At 50.7% G+C, this 22,926-nt stretch carries 19 protein-coding genes; 16 read left to right on the forward strand and 3 right to left on the reverse strand.

Features of this window, described 5'->3' with window-relative positions; genetic code table 11:
- Nucleotides 1-202: 202 nt before the first annotated feature.
- The 3 genes from I2H39_RS26860 to I2H39_RS26870 all read right to left on the reverse strand — a co-directional run bounded on the left by I2H39_RS26860 (nucleotide 203) and on the right by I2H39_RS26870 (nucleotide 4,125).
- Nucleotides 203-496, reverse strand: a complete 294-nt coding sequence (locus I2H39_RS26860) for a hypothetical protein (RefSeq protein WP_138306810.1) — start codon at nucleotides 494-496, stop codon at nucleotides 203-205.
- Nucleotides 483-3,302 (reverse strand): transglycosylase domain-containing protein, encoded by a 2,820-nt coding sequence (locus tag I2H39_RS26865; RefSeq protein WP_195627965.1) that lies wholly within the window; start codon nucleotides 3,300-3,302, stop codon nucleotides 483-485. Before I2H39_RS26865 ends, I2H39_RS26860 begins: the two co-directional genes overlap by 14 nt.
- Before the next feature lie 205 nt (nucleotides 3,303-3,507).
- The gene (locus tag I2H39_RS26870) at nucleotides 3,508-4,125 is read right to left on the reverse strand and encodes a TetR/AcrR family transcriptional regulator (protein WP_138306812.1); all 618 of its coding nucleotides are present in this window, start codon (nucleotides 4,123-4,125) and stop codon (nucleotides 3,508-3,510) included.
- 208 nt (nucleotides 4,126-4,333) lie between these two features.
- Here I2H39_RS26870 and I2H39_RS26875 point away from each other — a divergent pair, with 208 nt between their 5' ends.
- The 16 genes from I2H39_RS26875 to I2H39_RS26950 all read left to right on the forward strand — a co-directional run bounded on the left by I2H39_RS26875 (nucleotide 4,334) and on the right by I2H39_RS26950 (nucleotide 22,885).
- Nucleotides 4,334-4,885: a 4'-phosphopantetheinyl transferase superfamily protein gene (locus tag I2H39_RS26875; RefSeq protein ID WP_195627966.1), complete on the forward strand. Its 552-nt coding sequence runs from the start codon at nucleotides 4,334-4,336 to the stop codon at nucleotides 4,883-4,885.
- Nucleotides 4,882-5,199 (forward strand): SCP2 sterol-binding domain-containing protein, encoded by a 318-nt coding sequence (locus tag I2H39_RS26880; RefSeq protein WP_138306814.1) that lies wholly within the window; start codon nucleotides 4,882-4,884, stop codon nucleotides 5,197-5,199. The genes I2H39_RS26875 and I2H39_RS26880 overlap by 4 nt, the downstream gene beginning before the upstream one ends.
- Before the next feature lie 25 nt (nucleotides 5,200-5,224).
- Entirely contained in the window at nucleotides 5,225-6,184 is a 960-nt protein-coding gene (locus I2H39_RS26885; RefSeq protein ID WP_195627967.1) for an alpha/beta hydrolase, read from the forward strand.
- Nucleotides 6,181-7,587 carry a condensation domain-containing protein gene (locus I2H39_RS26890; RefSeq protein ID WP_195627968.1) on the forward strand — a complete coding sequence of 469 codons (1,407 nt, stop codon included), beginning with the start codon at nucleotides 6,181-6,183 and terminating at the stop codon, nucleotides 7,585-7,587. The genes I2H39_RS26885 and I2H39_RS26890 overlap by 4 nt, the downstream gene beginning before the upstream one ends.
- A 56-nt stretch (nucleotides 7,588-7,643) precedes the next feature.
- Nucleotides 7,644-7,874, forward strand: coding sequence for an acyl carrier protein (locus tag I2H39_RS26895; protein ID WP_138306817.1), 231 nt, complete (start codon nucleotides 7,644-7,646; stop codon nucleotides 7,872-7,874).
- Nucleotides 7,875-7,896: 22 nt separating this feature from the next.
- Nucleotides 7,897-9,405 carry an AMP-binding protein gene (locus tag I2H39_RS26900; protein WP_195627969.1) on the forward strand — a complete coding sequence of 503 codons (1,509 nt, stop codon included), beginning with the start codon at nucleotides 7,897-7,899 and terminating at the stop codon, nucleotides 9,403-9,405.
- 160 nt (nucleotides 9,406-9,565) lie between these two features.
- Nucleotides 9,566-11,200, forward strand: a complete 1,635-nt coding sequence (locus I2H39_RS26905) for an AAA family ATPase (protein WP_195627970.1) — start codon at nucleotides 9,566-9,568, stop codon at nucleotides 11,198-11,200.
- A 295-nt stretch (nucleotides 11,201-11,495) separates the two neighbouring features.
- A complete protein-coding gene (locus I2H39_RS26910) occupies nucleotides 11,496-12,533 on the forward strand; it encodes a M20/M25/M40 family metallo-hydrolase (protein ID WP_195627971.1) in 1,038 nt (345 codons plus the stop codon).
- A 69-nt stretch (nucleotides 12,534-12,602) separates the two neighbouring features.
- Nucleotides 12,603-14,012, forward strand: a complete 1,410-nt coding sequence (locus I2H39_RS26915; RefSeq protein ID WP_195627972.1) for an extracellular solute-binding protein — start codon at nucleotides 12,603-12,605, stop codon at nucleotides 14,010-14,012.
- A 156-nt stretch (nucleotides 14,013-14,168) separates the two neighbouring features.
- Nucleotides 14,169-15,092, forward strand: a complete 924-nt coding sequence (locus tag I2H39_RS26920; protein ID WP_195627973.1) for a sugar ABC transporter permease — start codon at nucleotides 14,169-14,171, stop codon at nucleotides 15,090-15,092.
- Nucleotides 15,093-15,944 carry a carbohydrate ABC transporter permease gene (locus I2H39_RS26925; RefSeq protein WP_138306823.1) on the forward strand — a complete coding sequence of 284 codons (852 nt, stop codon included), beginning with the start codon at nucleotides 15,093-15,095 and terminating at the stop codon, nucleotides 15,942-15,944.
- A gap of 39 nt (nucleotides 15,945-15,983) precedes the next feature.
- Nucleotides 15,984-17,306, forward strand: a complete 1,323-nt coding sequence (locus tag I2H39_RS26930) for an extracellular solute-binding protein (protein WP_330640731.1) — start codon at nucleotides 15,984-15,986, stop codon at nucleotides 17,304-17,306.
- Between the two features lie 23 nt (nucleotides 17,307-17,329).
- On the forward strand, nucleotides 17,330-18,487 hold the full coding sequence (locus I2H39_RS26935; RefSeq protein ID WP_195627975.1) for an aminotransferase class I/II-fold pyridoxal phosphate-dependent enzyme: 1,158 nt from the start codon (nucleotides 17,330-17,332) through the stop codon (nucleotides 18,485-18,487).
- 53 nt (nucleotides 18,488-18,540) lie between these two features.
- Entirely contained in the window at nucleotides 18,541-20,352 is a 1,812-nt protein-coding gene (locus I2H39_RS26940) for a histidine kinase (RefSeq protein ID WP_227146435.1), read from the forward strand.
- Nucleotides 20,336-21,949 (forward strand): response regulator, encoded by a 1,614-nt coding sequence (locus I2H39_RS26945; protein WP_195627977.1) that lies wholly within the window; start codon nucleotides 20,336-20,338, stop codon nucleotides 21,947-21,949. The genes I2H39_RS26940 and I2H39_RS26945 overlap by 17 nt, the downstream gene beginning before the upstream one ends.
- Nucleotides 21,950-22,198: 249 nt before the next feature.
- The gene (locus tag I2H39_RS26950) at nucleotides 22,199-22,885 is read left to right on the forward strand and encodes an N-acetylmannosamine-6-phosphate 2-epimerase (RefSeq protein ID WP_195627978.1); all 687 of its coding nucleotides are present in this window, start codon (nucleotides 22,199-22,201) and stop codon (nucleotides 22,883-22,885) included.
- The last annotated feature ends 41 nt before the right edge of the window (nucleotides 22,886-22,926 follow it).

The raw sequence follows: 22,926 nt of genomic DNA on the forward strand, positions 1-22,926 counted from the left end.
AGTAGTTGCTGTTATATATAATACAAGGACTGAAGGTCCAAGAAAGAACTTTCAGCCCAGTTATTATCATAGAAGATCAGCTTTTACAGACTTTTCTTCACACACTCGAGGATAGAAAAAGGTCCTTTCTGCTCTTTGGAATATCCAAAGATTCAGAAAGAACCTTTTTTTGTTTTAATGGATACGGGATGTAAACCCGGTACTACAGCATTTCCATATAAGCCAGAAGCTTGTCGGCCAGGTCCAGCCCCACGTATACCAGAATTCCCAGGATAACCAGAGCTGCCGCCAGGAATACCAGCTTATAAACCAGATAAGCCTTGGCAAAGTCACGCAGCTGGTTTTCCTTTTTACCAAAGGCCAGGCAGAGCAGGTAAATCCACCCGGCGATGGGGATGTTCATGCACATGAATGTGAGGAACCAGCGCCTGGGCGGCATGCGGTAGGGATTGGTATCAGCCTGTCCTGTTTTTTTGTGTGAATCAGTTTTCATCATCTGGTCTGCCTCCTGGTCCGTAGTATTCCATGTTGTTCCACTTGAATTTCTCGCTGTTTAAGGAGGAGCGCAGCTGGTTCTGCTGCACCTGTACCTGCTGTTCAGCCTGCTTCATGGCTGCCTCCTCGGCAGCCCTGCTCTCTGCCTGGGATGCATTCCACTGGTCCTCTGTGGGCAGGGTGGAAATCCGTGTGATGGCTGCCTGGAGCCGGTCGGAAAGCGCCTGCTGTTCCGGGTCCCCGGCCACCAGGGAAAGCTTGCCGATGGCATCCTGTACCAGGTCCTGGGCGTCCCGTTTCTGGTATTCCAGTTCCTCCACAGCCTGAAGGGCCTGTAGGAATTCGTTTTTCCTTGTATCCTTCTCAGCCTGTTTCCGGTTTTCCTCAGCCTGCTTTTCAGCCTCTTCCCTGGCTCTGGCATCGTCAATGGCCTTCTGTTTCTCGTACAGGGCAATGGTGTCTCCCATCTGGCTGATGATTCCTGCAAAATAGTCGTATCGGTCTTCCACCTGCTCCAGCATACCGGCCCTCAGCTCCCCGTCGTCCAGAAGGGGCAGGCGGGAGGTAATGTCCTGGTATTGGCTCTTAACCGCATAGGTATCCTCCACAGAACTGATTTCCCTTGTGGTGAATTCCAGGATATCCTGCTCCAGCTGCCTGGTCAGCTGTTCCTGCTCCTTTTGGTGGAGGCTTTGCTGGGCGCGGAACTCAGCCGTGGTACTGAAATAATCTTCGATTCCTGTCCTGGGGTCAGCCTTCCGTTCCACGCTTTCAGGCTGCTCCCAATCCCAGGGCTCTAATCCCTCATGAATCTGGTTCATGATATTTTTCCATATCTTCCCGGCGTAGGTGCTGCCGTAGATACCGGGCATCCTGCGGGGAATGTCGTAGCCCACCCACACAGCCGTGGTGTAGTAGCGGGTGTAGCCGCAGAACCAGGTGTCCTTACTGCTGTTGGTGGTTCCTGTTTTGCCGGCTGCCGGCATGCCGTTATCCAGTTCCAGTCCCCGTCCGGTGCCGTAGGGGGAGGTCATGGTGCCTTTCAGGATATCGGTGAGCATGAAGGCGGAATCATCCCGGTAAACCTGTCTGGCGGCAGGCGTCAAATCCTTGGTCAGGTCGCCGTCGTGCTCATGGATGATTTGGGTGATGCAGGTGCGGTCGTTGTAAACCCCGTAATTGGCCAGGGCGCTGTAGCCCTTTGCCATATCCACTACACGGACGCCGTTGGTAAAGCCTCCGATACTGAGGGAGGGTACGCCGTTGTCAACATATGTAAGCTTCTGGAACTCCATTTCACCCAGATAGCTGAGTCCGTAATTTACACCGATGTCCTCCAGAATCTGCCAGGCCACTGTGTTGAGGCTGCGGTTCAGGGCTTCCCGGACCGTAACGTTTCCATGGTAATTGCCGCCGCTGTTGGAGGGCCCGTCCTCCCATTTGTGGTCGTCAACCATGCGGGTGGGATAATACTCCCCGGTGTCGAAAGCAGGGCCGTAATCAATCAGGGGTTTAATGGTGCTGCCCGGCTGTCTGGCGCTTAGGTAGGCCCGGTTGAACTGGTCCTCATTTCCCCGGCCGCCCACAATGGCCACCACATAGTTGGACTGGTTGTCCACAATGACGCCTGCGCCCTGGAGGGCGTACTTGCCGTTGTCCTGCAGTTCTGTGTAGGAGGCCAGACCCTGGTCAATGTCTGCCTGAAGCATGTCCTGAAGACTGCTGTCCAGGGAAGTATATATCTTGAAGCCGCCTGCGCGGATCAGGTCCGACTTTTCCGTATAGGCAGTGGTATACCGTTCCATGTAGGAATTGTAGTCATCCTTGTCCTCAAAGGTGTAGCGGAACTCGAAGCCGTCCTTTTTTAACAGCTCCAGGGCAGCGCAGTGAATGGCGTAGCTGCTCTGATAGTTCTCATCCGTGCCTTCGGATTCCTGTTTGACCACAGTTAGAGGCTTTGACAGGGCTTTTTCGTAATCCTCATCGGACAGTTCGCCTATTTCATTCATGCTCTTTAACACGTCGTTGCGCTTTTCAAGGGAAGCTTTTGGATGGGCTACCGGGTCGTAGGCCGAGGGACTGTTGCTGATGCCTACCAGGACAGCTGCTTCCTCCACGGTCAGGTCAGCTGCATGCTTGCCGAAATAATAGCGGCTGGCAGCTTCCACGCCATAGCACTGGTGGCCATAGAAATTGGTATTGCAGTAAAACTCCATGATATCTGCCTTGGAGTATTTTTTCTCAATCTCAGGGGCCAGCAGCATTTCCACAATCTTACGGGTGAAGGTCTGTTCCTGGGTCAGGTATGTATTTTTAATAACCTGCTGGGTGATGGTGCTCCCTCCCTGGGTAACCTGGCCCCTGTGCTTCACCAGAGCCAGACCGGCACGGAAGGTGGCAATCCAGTCCACGCCTGTATGGCTTTTAAAGCGCCGGTCCTCCTGGGCAATGTATGCATTCTGAATGTTCATGCTGATGCCGTTTATGCCCACATACTGGTAGTGGCCGGCATTGATAAGTCCTATCTGCCTGCCGTCCTTGTCGTAGATTACCGTGTCGGACAGCTGTGAGAAATCCGTGCGTTCCATCTGGGCCAGCTTGTCATACGCCAGTTCGCGGCATTGGTCCAGGTCTGGCCTGACCTTGGCATAGATAAGCAGGCACAGGATGGCTCCCAATATGAACCCGGTTGTAATCACGGCCAGAAGGGCGTGGAACAGCCAGCCTGTGATGCCCAGGAGGCTGACCGCAATGTCGCGGACCACCAGCAGGATTTTTCGTGCAGCCTGTTTCAGTGTATCTTTCATAGTCCTCTCTATCCTCTCTGCGCCCGGAACCTGTGGATGAATATAAAAATGGGCGCTGATATCTCAATAGGGCTGGAAACATCTGGCAGCCCGTTAAACCATTGATATTATAAGACAGAATGGGAAAAAAGGATAGGGAAAAGTAGAAAAATAAGGACTTTTTCCGCCCAAAGTGGGAGAAAAGCCCTTTTATTGGAGATAAGAGTCAGATTTTGCGCATCAGGAACTGCAGGGTGTGGCAAGGGATTCCCATGCCCTTTTCCTGCATCTCTGTAAAGGCAGCCAGAATCCGGCCGATTTCCGCCTCGTCCGAGGGTATCAGATGATTGTCCAGGGTGATGGTCAGCACGGTCAGTACGATTTGGGCTGTTTCCTCCGGAAAGCTGCACTGGATGCTGCCCTCCCGTACGCCCTGCCGGATGATGTCCGCCAGTATGGGCTTCAGCTTGGTAATGATGATGCGGGAAAACTTCTGGTGTATGAAGGCGCTTTCCTGCTGCTCGTTAAAGGTGCGTATCTCCTCGCGGCGCCTTAATTCCATAGAGGAATCCAGACAGGCGTGATATATGATTTCCAGTTTCTGGAAGGCATCCAGGCGGGAGGATGCAGCCAGCTCCCTGCCTTTGTCCAGGACGCGGGAGTAGTTCCTCTCAATCACTGCATCTATGATATCGTTCTTGGAAGAAAAATAGTAATAGATACTTCCTTTCCCGATACCGGCTTTTTGGGCAATATCACTGACGGAAATGGCCTGGACATTGGAGGAACCCATAAGTTCCTGCATGGCATCCAGTATCATCTCCTTTTTATTATGGTTTTGCATAAAAAATCCTCGGTATTTTCTTTAGAATACATCCAAGTATAGCAGAATATAAATGAAAACGCTAGACTTGACTGGCGGTCGAAAACATGTTATGTTTAATTCAATTCCGGTTCGACCACTGGTCGAAATATTGGAAAACAAGGAATTCAATGGCATGGGGCAGGACCCCGCCGGAAATGCGCTGAATGGAACCTCAGGAGGAAACCTCATGATTTATCTGGCTTCATACGAGCCCGGCGGCACTCTTTATAACCGGGAGCGGGAACATTTACTGGGCAGGAGTCTGCTGAACTTCGGTCTTTTGAAGGAGTACGGACGGACCTGGGAGGTAATGGCCCAGGCAGGTACAAAGCCGTATCTTGAAGGGGCCGGGGGCGTGGAATTTAATATCAGCCATACAGAGGGGCTGGTAGTCTGTGCCATTGGGGACAGCGTGCTGGGCGTGGATACGGAACGGATTCGTCCGTTTAAAGGGAGTCTGATGCGGCGCATGTGTTCCGAAGCTGAGCGCAGCTTTGTAATGTCGGCAGCCTCTGAGACAGAGCGGCAGGAACGGTTCTTCCGCCTGTGGACGCTTAAGGAGAGCTTTGCCAAGGCCATTGGCCGGGGGCTGGCCTTCCCTCTGGGGGATATCACATTTTCCCTGGAAAAGGGCGGCGTAAAAGGGAGTATTCCTGGCTGGAGGTTTTACCAGTCCAGGGTGTACCAGTCATATATCATATCCGTCTGTGCGGCGGATGAAAAAGGAGAGGCAGTATGAGCTACGAAGAAGTATTTGTAAAGGTAAAGGAAATTTTCATGAAAGCGGATGTGAGCAGGGTGGAGGAGCATCTGGCGTTTCAGTTTAATATTACAGGCGAGGGCGCGGGCGCGTTTTATGCAGAGGTAAAGGACGGCAGTCTCAGTGTGGAGCCATATGAGTATTACGACAGGGACGCAACGTTTATCTGTTCCGCAGATACACTTATCAGACTGGCATCGGGAAAGCTGGACCCGGTCTTTGCATTTACAACAGGAAAGCTGAAGGTTGAGGGAAGTCTGGAAAAGGCATTGATGTTACAGAAGTTTGTATAGGCGGAAGCATTAAGGAGTGAAGCATATGGGAATCAAAGGATGGATACTGGGACTGGCAGCAGCAGGAGCGGCGGGGGAATACGGCATTGCCCGATATTTCTTCCATCGGACCGTGGTCCGGGGAAATGCAAAGCGCGACAGGACCCGGAAAATGGCGGGTACGGACTGGGACGCCTATATACCGGGTATCCGCGCCAGCAGGGAATGGCTGGCAGGACAGCCTCAGGAAGAGGTGTACATAACATCCGGGGACGGGCTCAGGCTCCATGGCACCTTTTTTGGCTGTGAAGGTTCCAGGAAGGCGGCGGTGTGTTTCCACGGCTATACCAGCGAAGGACTCAATGACTACACGTCCATTGCAAGATTTTATCTGAATCACGGCTTTAATCTGCTGGTGGTGGATGAGCGGGCCCACGGCAAAAGCGAGGGCACCTATATTGGCTTTGGATGTCTGGACCGCCATGACGCCAGGCAATGGATGGAATACGTGGTGGGGCGTTTGGGTGAGGACTGCGAGCTGATGCTGCACGGCATTTCCATGGGAGCAGCAACCGTGCTGATGTCCACGGGATTAAACCTTCCAAGGCAGGTCAGGGGGGCTGTGTCCGACTGCGCCTTCACATCTGCCTGGGAAGTGTTCAGCCATGTGCTGAGGAGCATGTACCACATGCCGGCCTTTCCCGTGATGCAGATTGCGGACCGCATGGCCAGAAGTGAGGCAGGATACGGGCTGGATGAATGCAATGCCAGGGAAGAGGTAAAGAAGGCGCGCATTCCTATCCTGTTCATACACGGGGATGGGGATACCTTTGTGCCATGTTCCATGGTGTATGAGCTGTACGGGGCCTGCGGGTCGCCCAAGGAGCTGCTGGTTATACCGGGAGCCAGCCATGCAGAGGCTTACTATAAGGATACGGACCGCTATGAAGCTGCAGTTGAGAAACTGATTGCCCGTGCTTTTGGAAAAGAGGAGAACGAAGTATGAAGACAAGGAAAGGCTACAAGGTATACCCGCTGACATCAGCGCAGAAGCTTCACTTTTACTGCCTGAAATACTGTCCTAAAAAACAGGTGCTGAACATCGGGTCCAGCCTGACCATCCAGGTGGACCTGGACTGGGAGGTGCTTAAAAGCTGCATTAAAGAGGCCATTGCCCGCTGCGATACCATGCGTCTGCGCTTTACCCATGACAAGGAGGGTAATATCTACCAGTATGTGGTGAAGGAGGAGACAAAGGAAATCGAGCACTTTGACTTCACCGGCTGGAGGGAGGAGGACGCGGAGCAAAAGCTCAGGGAGTGGACTGAGATTCCCTTTGAGCGCTACGATTCCCCCATGCACCACATTGTGATGATTAAAATGCCGGATGGGTATCAGGGCTTATACATCTGCGTGGACCACATGACCATGGATGCCCAGTCCCTGATTCTGTTCTTCCGGGATGTGATTGAGCTGTATGCCAGCAGGTTCTATGAGGAAGTGGACCATCCAAAGGAGATGTCTTCCTATATCAGGCAGCTGGAAAAGGACCTGGCCTATGAGGCCGGAAGCAGGGCCAGCGAAAAGGACAGGGAGTTTTTCCAGGAGCTGATTGCTTCCTCCGAACCCATTTTCACGGATATATACGGTCCGGGGAAGCTGCTGGATGAGAGAAAGGCCGTCCGCAACCCCGGGCTGCGGGCAGCTACCAACACCTCGGATAATGTGGAGGCCAATATCACTAACTTCCACCTGGAAGGGGAACCCTCCGGCCATCTGCTGGATTTCTGCGAGAAATACGGTATTTCCATGACCTGTCTTCTGCTAATGGGCCTTCGGACCTATCTCCAGAAGGAAAATGACCAGGATGATGTCTCCATCACAACCACCATTTCCAGACGGGCAACCCTGTCGGAGAAGCGCTGCGGCGGAAGCAGGATTCACTGTTTCCCCTTCAGGACCATTGTGCCCAGGGAGGACACCTTCATGGAGGGTCTGCTTAAGATAAGGGATGCCCAGAACCAGTACTTCCGCCATGCCAATTACAGTCCGTCGGAGTATTTCAACTACAGGCATGATTATTATAACCTTAAGGACGGGCAGACCTATGAGCCGCTGAGCCTTACCTATCAGCCGCTGGCCATGAAGTACGACGGGCCCGGCCTGGACAAGCTGGGGGACATCAAGTACAAGACCGCCCGCTATTCCAACGGCGTGGCTGCCCACACCCTGTATCTTACGGTGAGCCACAGGGCGGAGGACAACGGACTGGACTTTGGTTTTGAGTACCAGACCGGCGTGGTGACGCCGGAGAAGCTGGAGTACATCTATTACTACCTTTGCAGGATTATCTTCCGGGGCGTGGAAGACCCGGAGCGCACGGTGGGGGAAATCCTGGAGATGGTGTAAGCCGGTATATATTTGGAACAGAAAACGGAAAATAACAATAAGGAGGATACAAGGATATGTTTGAAGAATTAAAGGAAATCATCTGTGAATATGTGGATGTGGCGCCGGAGACCATTGGGGAGGACTCCAGGTTCATCGAGGACCTGGGTTTCAACTCCTATGATTTCATGAGCATGGTGGGAGAGATTGAGGAGAAATTCGACGTGGAAGTAGAGGAACGGGAAGTGGTCAACGTAAAGACCGTAAAGGATGCAGCGGATTATATCCAGTCCCTGCAGGCAGAGTAGGCCGTAAGGGCAGGAGGAAGATATGGCAGCAGAGACATTAAGGGATGTAATCCGGCACGGCGCAGAGGCTTATGGAGAGCAGACAGCATTCCGGTACAAGGTAAAGAAGGAAATCATTGATAAGTCATACAATGAGGTGAACCTGGATTCCATGGCCGTAAGCCGCGCTCTGGAAGCCCTTGGAATGAAGGGCAGGCACGTTGCCGTCATAGGCGCAACCACCTACCAGTGGATTGTCACCTATTTTGGAATCGTGAACAGCGGCAGCGTGGCAGTGCCAATCGACGCCCAGCTTCCGGCGGAAGCCATTTATGAGCTCTTAAACAGGGCGGATGTGGAAATGCTGGTGTACGATGAACTGCGGGCCGACGTGGCAGAGGCTGTTCAGGAAAAATGCCCGGGTATCAGGCATGTGGTTTCCATGCAGGCCTGTGAGCAGACGGGAGATGTGCTGTCGCTGTCCTGCCTCATAGCGGAAAATGCCGGTGCATACGAGACAGAGCCTGTCCCGGACCAGCTCTGCACCATACTCTTTACCTCAGGCACCACCGGGAAGAGCAAGGGAGTCATGCTGAGCCACAGGAATCTGACTGACAATGCGGTCTGCCTGGACATGAAGATACCTGCAGGTACCGTGTCCATGACCCTGCTGCCTATCAACCATGTGTACTGCCTGACCATGGACATCATAAAGGGACTTTACATAGGAATGATTATCTGCATCAATGATTCCATCATGCATGTACAGCGCAACATGAAACTGTTTAAGCCGGAAATTGTGCTGCTGGTCCCCCTTGTCATTGAGTCCATTTACGGTAAGCTTAAGGATGCCGGAAACCTGATACCCAAAAAGATGGTGGCAAAGGCTGCCTTTGGAGGCAATCTGAGAATCATTTGCAGCGGCGGGGCCTATCTGGACCCGGACTATATAGACCGTTTTAAGGAATACGGCATTACCATCCTTCAGGGCTACGGAATGACTGAGTGTTCTCCTGTCATCAGCACCAACCTGGAATGGGAGAATAAAACGGGCTCAGTGGGAAAACTTCTTCCCAACTGCCAGGCCAGGGTTGTGGACGAGGAAATCTGGGTAAGGGGCTCCAGCGTCATGCAGGGCTATTACAAGATGCCTGAACAGACAGCCGAGACATTGGAGGACGGATGGCTTAAGACAGGGGACTTAGGGTATGTGGACGAGGATAATTTTGTCTATATCACAGGCCGCCGCAAAAACCTGATTATCCTGGCCAACGGTGAGAATGTGTCTCCGGAGGAGCTGGAAAATGAGCTGAGCCGTTCGGAACTGGTGAAGGAAATTCTGGTACGGGAAAAGGATAAGATAATCGAGGCGGAGATATTCCCGGATTACGAGTATGCGAAGAAAAAGCATATTAAGGATATACGGGGAAAGCTTCAGGAATTGATTGACGGGTTTAATAAGGATATGCCGGTTTATAAGAGAATCTACAGCCTGATTGTCAGGGAAACGGAGTTTGAGAAGACGCCGTCTAAGAAAATTAAGAGATTTTAGAAAGAGAGCTGACTCCTGGCGGGAAATAATGGGTTTTCCGGCCGGGAGGCAGTTTTTTGATTCATTGTCTGGAAACGGATGCGGGAGGAATTTTTGTTGTAAATCATCTTCAGAACGGCTATAATTTTATATAAGAAAGCAGGAAAGGCTGGAAGTCATAATGAAAAAACTGCCTATTGGAAATGATGAATTCAGGGAATTGCGTGAGAACGGCTATTATTATGTGGATAAGACCATGATAATTAAGGATTTTCTTGACAGCGGTGATAAAGTTACATTAATTGCAAGGCCGCGCAGATTTGGCAAAACATTGAATATGACAATGATGCGGGAATTTTTTGATGTAAACGCAGACAGCAGGGCTATTTTTCAGGGACTTGATATCATGGATACCGATTATGCGTCAAAGCTTAACAGCTGTCCGGTCATTTTTTTATCGCTCAGAAATTGCAAGGGAAAGAACATGGATTTCCTGACCTATCAGATTCGCGCGGAATTGGCCCGTGAATTTAACCGTTTTGCAGAGCTGTTTGATTTGGATGATACAGCGCAGAAAAAGCCCTATTCGGTCCGCCAGTTTGAGCAGATGTTAGGAATGCTGGAGAACCGTGATTTGTCAGCCATGTACATGACAACTGCGCTTGCGGATTTAACCCGGATGATTCATGAATTTTATGGAATTCCACCATTATTGATTATCGACGAGTACGACCAGCCAATAATCAGCAGCTATGAACATGGATATCATGATGATATGGGGGACTTTTTCTCTGCATTTTATGGGGCAGGATTAAAAGGCAACCCTGATTTGGGGCAGGCTATTTTGACGGGCATACAAAGAGTTGCCAAAGAAAGTATATTTTCGCAGCTGAATAATCCTAAAATATATACAGTTATGAACGGACGGTATTCAAGATATTTTGGGCTTACCAGCGGGGAGGCAGACACACTTTTAAGGTATTATGGCAGAAGTTTGGATGACGGTGTTAAACGGATGTATGATGGATACCGGTTTGGAGAGGATGAGATATATAATCCATGGTCCATACTTAATTATGCGGACAGTGGATTTTTAGACCACTATTGGGTCAATACATCCTCTAATTATCTTGTACGGCAGGCACTTGAAAAAGCCAGCAGAAGCTTTTGGGAGGATTTTGATGTATTGGCTGCAGGAGGTTCTTCGTCTGTTTGGCTCAATCTGGATACTTCGTATACGGAACGTGAGAGTAATTATAGTTTGTGGGGACTTCTTGTCAATGCCGGGTATGTGACAGTGGAGAAGCGCATCGACGCAAATTCAGCAGTTATCCGTATTCCCAATGAAGAGGTGATGTCGGAATTTTTGGTGTTGGTAACGGAAATCGCAGGTATCGAAGGCCAGGGATTGCAGGAAATGTTTCAGGCACTGACACATAAAGACATAAATCGTTTTTTGGATATATACAGGAACCTGGTTATTACCTGTACGAGCTTTATGGATGCCAGAGAGAATGCGTATCATATGCTTTTCCTGGGAATGTGCATGACGCTAAGGGGGGTGTATCAGGTCAGCAGTAATCTGGAATCCGGAACAGGAAGAAGCGATATCATTTTAAAATCATTGAAAGTATCTCTGCCCCATGTGATTATTGAGTTTAAACAAGGAAATAATATTGAAAAGCTGCAGAATGAAGCTCTGAAGCAGATAGAAGACCAGAAATATTTTGCCGGGTTGTCCGGTGAGGTGGTGTGCATTGGAATTGCCCATGACGGAAAGCGGTGTACTGCAGCATATAAAATCCTGACACAATGAAGAAACGGCTGGACAGTGTGTTATGAGGGGGTTAGCGGAATTCAGAAGAAGATTCTGATTTCCGCTAACCCTTTTTTGATGATTAAAGGCGGCCTAAAACATACAGTGGTAAAAAGATTACTATAAAAAGTCAAAGATATCCATTCTAAAAACCATTTCTACCCTATCTCCGACATCCGGAACAAAAATCCGGGTGTAATTCAGTCAAAATCATACAGTTTTCCATCAATTTATTTTATTCATCCGCGACCTGAAAAAAGATATAATCAAAAGCGTATTCAGATGGGGGGATGAAATGGAACAGGAGTTTTTGTACCGGCTGCTCTCCTCACAGGGAGTGTCGGGCAGAGAGACAGAAATCCAGAAAATAGCAGCGGATTATATGGAAGGCTTTGCGGATACGGTTAGGTGTGAGGTAAACGGCAATGTGACCGGCATACTGAACCCGGACAGCGGATTTAAGATTCTGCTGGCAGGCCACATGGATGAAATTGGGCTCATGGTTACGGCCCATACAGAGGAAGGCTTCCTGCGGGCAGCCAAGGTGGGAGGAATCACTCCGCGGATGTATCTGGGACAGAAGGTGCGGATTGATACGGGAAAGGAACTGATATACGGCTCTGTGGCAAGCACGGCTGAATTGCAGAAAAAGGAAGAACTGCTGGATACGGACCTTTTTATCGACATCGGGGCCAGGGACCGGGAGGAGGCCGGGACATATGCACCTGTGGGTTCCGGCATTGTGTTTGATACGGACTGGAGGCCCCTTCTGGGGAACTGCATCACCTCCAGGGCTCTGGATGACCGTTCCGGCGCTTTCATTGTTATGGAGGCATTGAGGCGTGCAAAGGAAAAGGGATGCAGGAATGGAGTCTATGCCGTCACAACCGTGGGTGAGGAGACTGGATTTGGCGGCGGCGCCTGGGCCGGGGCCAGTATCAGGCCGGACATGGCCATTGCGGTGGATGTGACCTTTGCCAGCGACGGGCCGGGTGGAAATGATGCTGTACGCGGAAGAGTGGCCCTGGGAGGCGGCCCCGGAATCTGTGTGGGGACTATGGGCCATCTGGTGATGAACCGGATGCTGGAACAGGCGGCCGGCCGGTTGGGTATCCGTACACAGCCGGTCATTACGCCGGGAAGGACTCTTACAGATACGGACGCCATACATATCAGCGGGCATGGCGTGCCTGCAACTCTGGTGAACCTGCCGCTGCGGTATATGCATACGCCGGCTGAGGTGTGCTCCCTGAACGATGTGGAGGACTGTATTGAGTTAATCAGCGAGTTTGTGTGTATGGTGGACAGACACACAGATTTACGCCCATTTTAGATGTATCAGGAGAAAGGCAGCAACATTCCGGGAAAATCCACGGAATGCAGAATAGAAAGGGGAATTATCATGAAAAAAAGACCATTAGCTTTATTGACAACAGCGGCACTGCTGGCAGGTACGCTGGCAGGATGCGGTTCTTCAGCGCCTGCGCCGACAGAGGCAGCTTCGAAGACAGAGGCGCCTGCCAAAGAATCCTCACAGTCAGCGGAGGGAAAGACAGGGGCTTCGGACCAGGGCGCGGCTGACGTGGATGTGTCCGGAGCCACCGGGGAAATCAATGTGTGGACCAACCTGAGCCAGAGCGAGATGAACTTCTACGTGGAGGAATTCAATAAGCGTGTTCCGGGCGTAAAGGTGACTGTCACTGTCATGCCGGGCAACGAGTACCGCACAAAGCTTCAGAATGCATTCCGCACAGGCACCAATGCACCGGATGTAGCTACCTTTGAGATTTCGGATTTTGGCATGTACAAGAATACCGACCTTCTGGAGAACCTGAGTACGGAAAATTACGACGCAGAGGCATTGTCCAAAGACATGATTCCCTATGTGGACGAGCTGTCCAGGGATGCGGGCGGAAATTTGAGGGGACTGTCCTACCAGGCCACACCAGGCGGCTTCTGGTACAAGAAGGCTCTGGCAAGAGAATATCTGGGAACAGATAATCCAGAAGAATTACATGAGATGTTAAAGGACTGGGATTCCATCATCGAAGCGGGAAAGCAGGTGTATGAGAAATCCGGCGGCAAGATAGGGCTGTTGGATGATATTGAGACGGTTGAGCAGATTTACTGCTCCTACAAAGGCGCTCCGTGGGTGGATGAGAACAACCATATTATTTCCGACGATTTCCTGATGGAACAGCTCAACCTGATGCAGCGCGTGGTTGACAACAATGTGGATGCCAGGGCAGACCAGTGGTCGGCAGGCTGGACCTCAGGCATGTATTCACAGGATATGTTCATCCTCATTGGTCTGCCGAGCTGGGCTCTTAATTTCTGTATCAAACCGGGCATCCCTGAGGGAGAGATGGAGAAGGCAGCAGATACATGGGGCTATATGGAAGCTCCTGCGCCTTACCAGAACGGAGGTACCTGGTACGGTATATACTCCGGTTCCAAAAACAAGGAAGCAGCCTATGCGTGGGTGAAGACAATGACCGCTGACAAGGATTACCTGGTCAATGGCCTGGCAGGACAGTTAGGCGATTTCCCGGCTTACATACCGGCAATTGAGCAGTGTATTGAAGAAGGACATACGGACATTGTCACAGGCGACCAGCAGTATTTCCAGAGCTTCTATGACACGGCCATGAATGTGAAGGCAGACCCTATGACCAAATATGACCGCCAGGCATGGACCAGCATGACTGCCCAGATGGATTTACTGGCAGGCGGCGGCGCAACCCCGGAGGAGGCGTGCCAGGGATTCAAGGAAGACATGCAGCGTATTTATCCTGAGATTGTAATTGACTAGCGTGCCGGATAATGGCATACCGGATTGCGACTGACTAATTTGTAAATAACCAGAAGATGCAGGGTGTGAGCTGATTCATATCCTGCATCTGTTTCACGAAAAGATGGGACGGGGCCTGCAAAAGACCTTTGACCTGCCTTTGGATGGGAGGATTTCATGACGGAGAAGGGTAAGAGTATACAACCCTCTAAAAAGAGAAGCCTGGATAAGAGCAATCGGGGATTGCTTTTTATCCTGCCGTATTTTATTATATTTTTATGCTTTACACTGTATCCCATACTGTACACGTTCAAACTCAGCTTTCACAGCTGGGACGGCCTGGGGGCACCTGTCTTTACCGGCCTTGCGAATTACAGGCGCCTTTTAAATGATACAGTGTTTTTTAAATCCATTTTCAATACAGTATTCATCGCCCTGCTGGCCATGGCGCCCCAGATGATATTCGGCCTGATTCTGGCCTTCCTGCTGAATCAGCACCGGTTCAGGGGCGGGAACATGTTTAAGACCATCTTTTATTTTCCGAACCTGGTGACCGCTGTGTCCCTGGGCGTCCTGTTCAGCCTGCTGTTTGACTTTAAGGCGGGAAGCGTAAACAAGCTTCTGATGGCCCTGCATATCATAGGAGAGCCTGTCAACTGGAAGATGAACGGGCTGTTTACCCAGCTGATAGTTGCTTTTGTGCTGTTCTGGCAGTATTTCGGCTATTACACCATCATATTTACAGCCGGAATCAAGGGCATACCGTATGATATTATGGAGGCGGCCGAGGTGGATGGGGCCAATAAGTTTCAGACCTTTTTCCATATTGTGCTGCCTCAGCTGCGAAATATTATGACCTACGCCTTTGTCACATCCATTATTGGAGGACTCCAGCTTTTCGACCTGCCCTTCACCTTTGCGGGGGCAACAGGCGGACCAAGCAAATCCGTGCTGACCATGGTCATGTATATGTACAACATTGCATTCCAGAATTATGATTATGGATATGGCTCCGCTATTTCGTACGGCCTGTTTGTCATCATCATTGTATTTTCGCTTATATTTATGAAATATACGGCAGGGAAGGAGAGGAATTTTTAGATGGAAGAAAAGAAACTTAAGACGTACAGTGTAAAAACGAAATGTTTCCGGGCATTGACCTATGGGGTTCTGGTCCTGCTGGCAGTAATCTGCATTGTGCCCTTTTACAACATGATTATCAACTGTACCCATGACAACGCTGCACTGGCCACCTCCTTTCAGATGCTGCCGGGAAAATCTCTAAAGACCAATTACCAGCACCTGGCTGCCAATGTAAACATATGGAAGGGGCTTCTTAACAGTCTTTTCATTTCCCTTGCCAGCACAATAATTACGGTTTACGTAGGCGCGCTGACCGCCTACGGCTTTGCTAAATATAAATTTAAGTACAACAAGCAGTTATTCTGGCTGGTGCTGGCCACCATGATGCTTCCGGGCCAGCTGGGCATCATCGGGTATTTCCAGCTTATGAACAACATACATCTGCTGGACAATTACGCAGCCCTTCTTATCACCTGTTTTGCACCGCCAGCCATGGTATTTTGGAACAGGCAGTACATTGATTCCTATGTACCGGACGAGCTGATTGAGAGCGCACGCATAGACGGGTGCGGGGAGTTCCGTATCTTCAATGAAATCATTTTTCCAATTATCATGCCGGGGGTGGCAACCCAGGCCATTTTCACCTTTGTGGAATCCTGGAATGCCTTTGTGAAGCCGTCCATCCTTTTGTTCTCACAGGACAAATTCACGCTGCCCATTCTGGTGCAGCAGATGCAGGGCGTATATAAGAATGATTATGGAACCGTATACATAGGAGTTGCACTGTCGGTTATTCCTATTCTTATCATGTTCGTCCTCTGTTCCAGGCGAATACTGGAAGGAGCTACTGCCGGGGCAGTGAAGGGGTAGAGCGTGTCTGAGAAGGCTGTGAGGGAAGGTATGAGGGGTTTGAGATATTCAGCAATATGGATTTTGGTTTTGGCCGCTGTCTTTGGAATAGGGGCGTGCAGCAGGTCGGAAAAGGACTGGGATGTCCGGGCGGAGATTCCGCCGGGAGTTCCGGCTGCTGCAGAGGGCGTGCCGGGGGACAGACCAGTTATACGGCTGTGGCATATCTATGGAAGCGATGACGACCAGGCAGCGCGTATCATGGAGCAGCTGACCAGGGAGGCAGAGGAAAAATTCAATGTTGTTATACAGGTGGATACAGCTGAAAATGAAGGGTATAAGACGAAGATTAAGGCAGCGGCTGCTGCCAATGAGCTTCCGGATATCTTTTATACCTGGAGCCATGAGTTTCTGAAACCCATGGTGGACGCGGGCAAGGTGCTGGAGGTAAGCCGGTATTACAGCGATGATTTCCAGAGTCATCTGAACGATGCCATGATGAAGGGAATTCAGTTTGACGGCGGGACATATGCGCTGCCGCTGGACAGTTCCGTGGCCATGATGTATTACAACATGGAGATGATGGATTGTTTTGGTTTGGAAATACCTGTGACCTGGGGCGAATTTGTCCAGGTATGCCAGACATTTGTGGATAACGGCATAACGCCTATGCCCGTGGGGGGCAATGAGCCATGGACCATTGCCATGTACTATGACCTTCTGGCACTGAGGGAAGTGGGTCCTGAAAAGGTTGCGGATGCAGCTGCAAAGCGGACGGATTACAGCGACCCGGGATTTCTGGAGGCTGCCAGAAAACTGCGGCAACTGGTGGATATGGGGGCATTTACAGCTGATTCCGCCACTGCGCTCCGGGAGGAGGCGGAGGCCCTGTTCATGCAGGGACAGACCCCCATGTATCTCAACGGCAGCTGGACCTCATCCCGTGTCTACCGGGAGACATCCAGGGTGGCCGGCAAGGTGAAGGCCGCCCCCTTTCCTGAAACCGGGTCCGGGAAATCCACCATATATGATTTCACCGGAGGGCCGGACAGCGCTTTCGCAGTGAGCAGCCGGACAGAGGACCCGGAGCTCACCGTGGACCTGGCGGAGTATCTGGCCATGGGACTGGCTGTGGAGCTTTACAAATGCAAGTCAAACGACCTTCCCTATATCAATGTGGACACCGGGGACGCCGGACTGAACCCGCTTATGCAGGAGATTCATGAGTATACGGACCACGCCCGCAGCTATACCATATGGTGGGATAATCTTCTGGAGGGAACCGATGCGGCCAGATACCTGGACAGCCTGGAGCTTCTCTTCAGGGGGGATATTACACCCGGGGAATTCATAGACAGGATGAACGGGTTAAAGGAAGAGTGAGCAGATGACAGGAGGGAAACAGGATGGAAGTAAGATATGTAACGGACCGGTATGACACTCTTTGTGCTAAATACAGACAGGATTATAAAGACAATCCGGCGTATCTGTACTGCGGGGTGGCGGACATGGACCTGGCGCCGCCAAAGCAGATTCTGGATGCCATGAAAAGAAGACTGGACCATGGCGTCTTTGGCTATACCGAACTGCCGGACGAATATGAGAAGCTGATTGCAGGCTGGATGAAAGAGCAGTACCATTGTGAGGCAGAGCCGGAGTGGGTGCTGTTTTCCCCCAGAATCAACATGGCCCTTAACATGGCGGTAGATACCTTTACGGAGCCAGGGGATTCCATTATTGTGAACACGCCGGCCTATCCCGCCCTGACAGGGGCGGTGGAAAAATGGGGCCGGATTTTAAAGGAAAGTCCTCTGATTTTCGAAGGCGGGCGGTTTACCATTGATTTTGACGGTCTGGAGCGTCTGGCGGACCAGGGAACCAGGGCATACATCCTCTGCAATCCCCATAACCCCACGGGCAGAGTGTGGGAGGAAGAGGAGCTGTCAGGCATTATTTCCTTTTGCAGACGCCATGACCTGCTTCTGCTGTCAGACGATATACACGGGGATTTTGCGTGGCCGGGCCATGTGTATACGCCCCTCTTGAAGATGTATGACAATCCGGAACAGGAAAAGGCCATTGTGTTCAATTCCCTGACAAAAACCTTCAATGTCCCGGGACTGATTTTTTCCAACATCATTTTGCCGAATCCGGAAATGCGCCGCGCCATGGCAAAAACCATAGACCGGTGGGGGCTTCACAACCCCAATGTGTTTGCGGCCGACATCCTTAAACCGGCTTACAGGGAATGCGGGGAGTGGATGAGCGGGATGCGGGCGCAGATTTATGAAAACATTAAGACGGCCCAGTCATTCATCAGCCGGGAACTGCCCTGGCTGGACGCCTATGTGCCTGACGGCACCTATCTCATGTGGATTGGATACGGACGCACCGGCTTATCCGAGGAGGATATGCAGGGTCTGCTGGAAGAAAAGGGCCGCTTGATACCGCTGATGGGCACTCATTTTAAGGAGGCCGGCAGAGGGTATTTCAGACTGAACATGGGGACCTGCGGGGAACAGGTAAACAATATACTTGAGAGACTGAGACTGTGCTGGACGTAGGGCTGGGTGAAACCGGTTTTAGCGTCCGGCATTAGCCGGTTATGGGGACGTATATGAAAGGATTATGTGAGAACATAAAAGGGGCCAGTGACTGGTTGTTCCATGAGCATATTTCACGAAGAATCATGGCTGTATTCGTGTTTTTTTTCCTAATCAGTTTTTTTCTGACCTATTCCCTGTATTCATGGGCAGCCGGCAAACAGGAGGATTCCATGATGGAGCAGTCCTCGGTGCAGATGGTGACCGCGGTCAGGAACAATCTGGACGAGATGGTCCTCAATGTGAATGATGATTTTAACATGCTGTTAAAGGGAGGCACCCTGGATGTGGTAAATCATCTTCCAAGACCTGAGGACAGAAAGACATATGACAATATGCTGTTTACCGCCCTTGACAGCAACCACTATCTGGAGTCCATTTATCTTCTGGATTTTTCGGCCCACCTGTATGGCGTTGATAAGCATGACATGAAGAGGCTCAGCGTGGATTCCACATTAAAGTGTCCGTGGTACAAACGGGCCCTGGAAGCAGGGGGAAGCTATATACTGGAGTATGAGGCGGGCGGCATTTTCTATAAAAGATATAATTCCAGATTTGTATCCGTCATCCGGGCCATAAACAGCCTGGAGACCCAGAAGCCCCAGGGATTCATCATCATGAATATTCCCACGGACGCCATAGCGGACATCTGCGGCGCGGCAGCTTATGGCAGCCAGGCTATGATAGGACTGATGGACCAGGATGGAAACCTGATTGCAGGCACGTCCGGTTTCGAATACCATGATTCCCTCAAGCAGCTGGCCGGAACCTGCAATAGGGAGAACCTTCTGGTGAGCCGGAAGGGGGATGGGGAGTATACCACCGCCCTTTACCTGCCGGATTATGGATGGCGCCTGATTGCCAGGATACCTTATCAGGTAAACCGGAGCGCCTTTGGGGACCTGTTTCTGATTGCCACCCTTATTTTCCTGGTGAATGTGGTGCTGATGCTTTTTGGGTCCCTTTATATATCCAAGTCCGTATCCAATCCTATCTATGCGCTGATTGGCGTGATGAACACGGTGAAGGACCGGAATTTCAAGAAGATACCCGTAAAATATCCAAAAAGCGAGATTGGGATTTTACAGACAAATTATAACAACATGGTGGATGAGATATCCTCCCTGCTCTCCAGGCTGGTGGAGGAGCAGAAAATCAAGGAAAAGGCAGAGCTCCATGCATTGTTTGAACAGGTAAAGCCCCATTTCCTTTATAATACACTGGATGCCATCGGTTATATGGCCCTGACTGAGGAGCCATCCCAGACCTATGAGGCCATAGAAACCCTGGGCAGCTTTTACCGGCAGAGCCTGAGCCAGGGAGAGCAGATGATTTCTGTTGAAAAGGAGACCGCTATTGTAAGTGATTATGTAACGCTTTTGAGGCTCAGGTACGGGGATTTGTTTGACGTGGAATACCAGGTGGATGAAAGCTGCCTCAGGGTACTGGTGCCCCACCTGATTCTCCAGCCCCTGGTGGAAAATGCCGTGTATCACGGAATCAAACCAATGGGCGGAAACGGGCGTATCCGTATCCGGATTGGGCCGGAGGAGGGGAGCCGGATGAAAATACAGGTTCAGGACAACGGAGTGGGCATAGATGGGCTTACCTTGTCAAAACTTCAGGACTATCATAAAATATGGAATATTGACATTGACGTGTCGGGAACCGGGATTGGCCTGATTGGCACCATACAGAGAATCGTACTGATATACGGTGAGCAGGCATCCTACCAGATTAGAAGCGTGCCGGAGGGCGGGACGGAAGTCACATTCCTTCTGCCGGTGACTTACGGGGGAGAAGAGGACCATGGAGACAGAATATGACCAGCTTTTAAAAGTAATGTTTGTGGATGACGAGGAGAAGACCAGGAAACTTCTCAGGGTGTTTGTGGACTGGCAGTCCATCGGATACCAGCCCGTGGGGGACGCGGCCAGCGCCAACCAGGCCATGGAGCTCATAGGGGAGGAACATCCCGATGTGGTTATCACCGACATTGAGATGCCTTATATCAATGGTCTGGAGTTTGCGCAGATGCTGTCCGAGGAATATCCCCAGATAGTGGTCATTGTGCTGACTGCCCATGACCTGTTCCAGTATGCGCAGAAGTCCGTGGAGCTTGGGATTAAGAGCTTCCTGCTAAAGCCCATACGGAGGGCGGAGCTGATTGAGGTCATGAAGGACGTACGGGCGGATATCATGGAGGAGCGCAGGGCTGTCTTTGAGTTTGAAGGGCTTAAGAGGAGGATTGCGGAGTCCAGGATGCTGATTGTCCAGAATTTCCTGAACAATCTGCTTCTAAACAAGGCGGACCAGGAAAATCTGTGGGAAACTATCCGGTACTATGACATCCCTCTGAGCCGGGAGGCAGGATACTACAATGTGATGGTACTGATGCCGGAGAAGCACAATGACCCGGAGGAGGACGAGCTGAGAAGGCAGCAGTGCATGGAAATCCTGTCCGCAGCAGTAAGCCGCCTAACGGATGTGGTGCTGCTAAAGGACATACACCAGAACCTGATTCTCCTGAGCCAGAATAAAAAAATCAGCCTTATGTCCTACGGAGCCCATTTCACTGTCCTTATTAAGGAAAAACTGTCCATGGGAATCTATGCCGGCTGCGGGAATCCCGTGGATGCCCTGGAGGAAATACGATGCAGCTATAAGCAGGCCTACAAAAACGCTATGATTGCCAGCTACAGCCACAACCAGGCCTTTCTCTCATCAGGCAGTGAATCCGACATGGGAGGTCTGCAGGAGCTGATTCAGACCCTGACAGAGGAACTTCCCCTGTATCTGGGGATACCTGCCGGGGATAAGGTGCGGCAGTTGGTGGATACGGCCTATGGGACACTTAAGGGTTTGCCTGAGAGCAGTCTTTCAGACTATCTTGTCATATCCTATTCCATTGTCAACGTGACCCTGTCCACTCTTAGCGACAATGGAATCCCTTATATAGAGATATACAGTACGGACCACCTTCCCTATGAGAAGATACTCCGACTGACCGGGGCAGGGGAGATTGAAACGTATATAAGGCAGTTTACGGACTTTACGGTCTGCCAGATAGAAGAATACATGAATAAGAAGAACACCATGCTGGTCCACCGGATTGTCCAGTACATGAACGAGCATATGGATGATTCCACCTTATCACTGGCCAAGATTTCCAAGATTAACTATATTAATAACTCCTATCTCAGCAGGACGTTTAAGTCTGTCATGGGAATTAATTTCATGGATTATCTGGTGTCCATCCGCATAGAGGCTGCCAAAAAGCTTCTGGAGGGCACGGACCAGAGGATATACGAGGTGGCCCGCAGTGTGGGCATTGAGGACCCCAACTATTTTTCCAAGTTTTTTAAAAAGCATACCCAGGAAACGCCGGCCCAGTACCGGGAGCGCTGTCAGGAAGCCTTGTAGGCTTCCTTTTTGTATTTATGAAGAAACAAGGAACGTTTTATTGTGCATAATATCCAAATCAACTGCTGAAAACTTGTATAATATGGCACCCTGATTTAAAAATAATGAAAGAACTTTCTGAACAATCCAAGTCTATTGAAAATAAAATCAAACCTGCTATACTAAGGCTACAAGAGATAAGCGGCCGGAACTAACAGAGCCGCTCAGTACTGATAATAAGCTAAGTGCTCATAACAAGGAGGAACGCATATGAACGAAAAAGTAGAGAGCCTGAAGGGGAAACTGATTGTATCCTGCCAGGCCCTGCCCCATGAGCCGCTTCATTCGTCCTTTATCATGGGCCGGATGGCCCTGGCAGCAAAGGAGGGCGGAGCATTCGGCATCCGTGCCAACACCAAGGAGGACATCGCTGAAATCCGGACCCAGGTTGACCTGCCTGTCATCGGCATCGTAAAACGGGACTACGAGGACAGCAAGGTATATATCACGCCTACCATGAAGGAAATCAACGAGCTGATGGAAGTCAAACCGGAAATCATTGCCCTGGACGCCACGGCGGACCTGCGGCCGGGCGGCAGGTCCCTGGATGAATTTTACAGTGAAATCCGGAAAACCTATCCGGACCAGCTGCTGATGGCGGACTGTTCCACGGTGGAGGAAGCCCTTCATGCCGACCAGCTGGGATTTGATTTTATCGGAACCACACTGGTGGGATATACGGACCAGAGCAGAAACCTGAAAATAGAATCCAATGATTTTGAAATTATCCGTGAGATTGTGGCAAAGGTAAAACACCGCGTCATTGCGGAGGGGAACATCAATACGCCGGAAAAGGCAAAGAGGGTCATTGAGCTGGGGGCCTTCAGCGTGGTGGTAGGTTCCATCATCACCAGGCCGCAGCTGATTACAAAGTCCTTTGCACAGGCGCTGGATTAGTACAAACATGTTAACCATTTTATATAAAGGGGACCGAACGG

This window comes from Clostridium sp. 1001283B150225_161107_B6 (genome assembly GCF_015556325.1).
GTDB lineage: Bacteria > Bacillota > Clostridia > Lachnospirales > Lachnospiraceae > Enterocloster.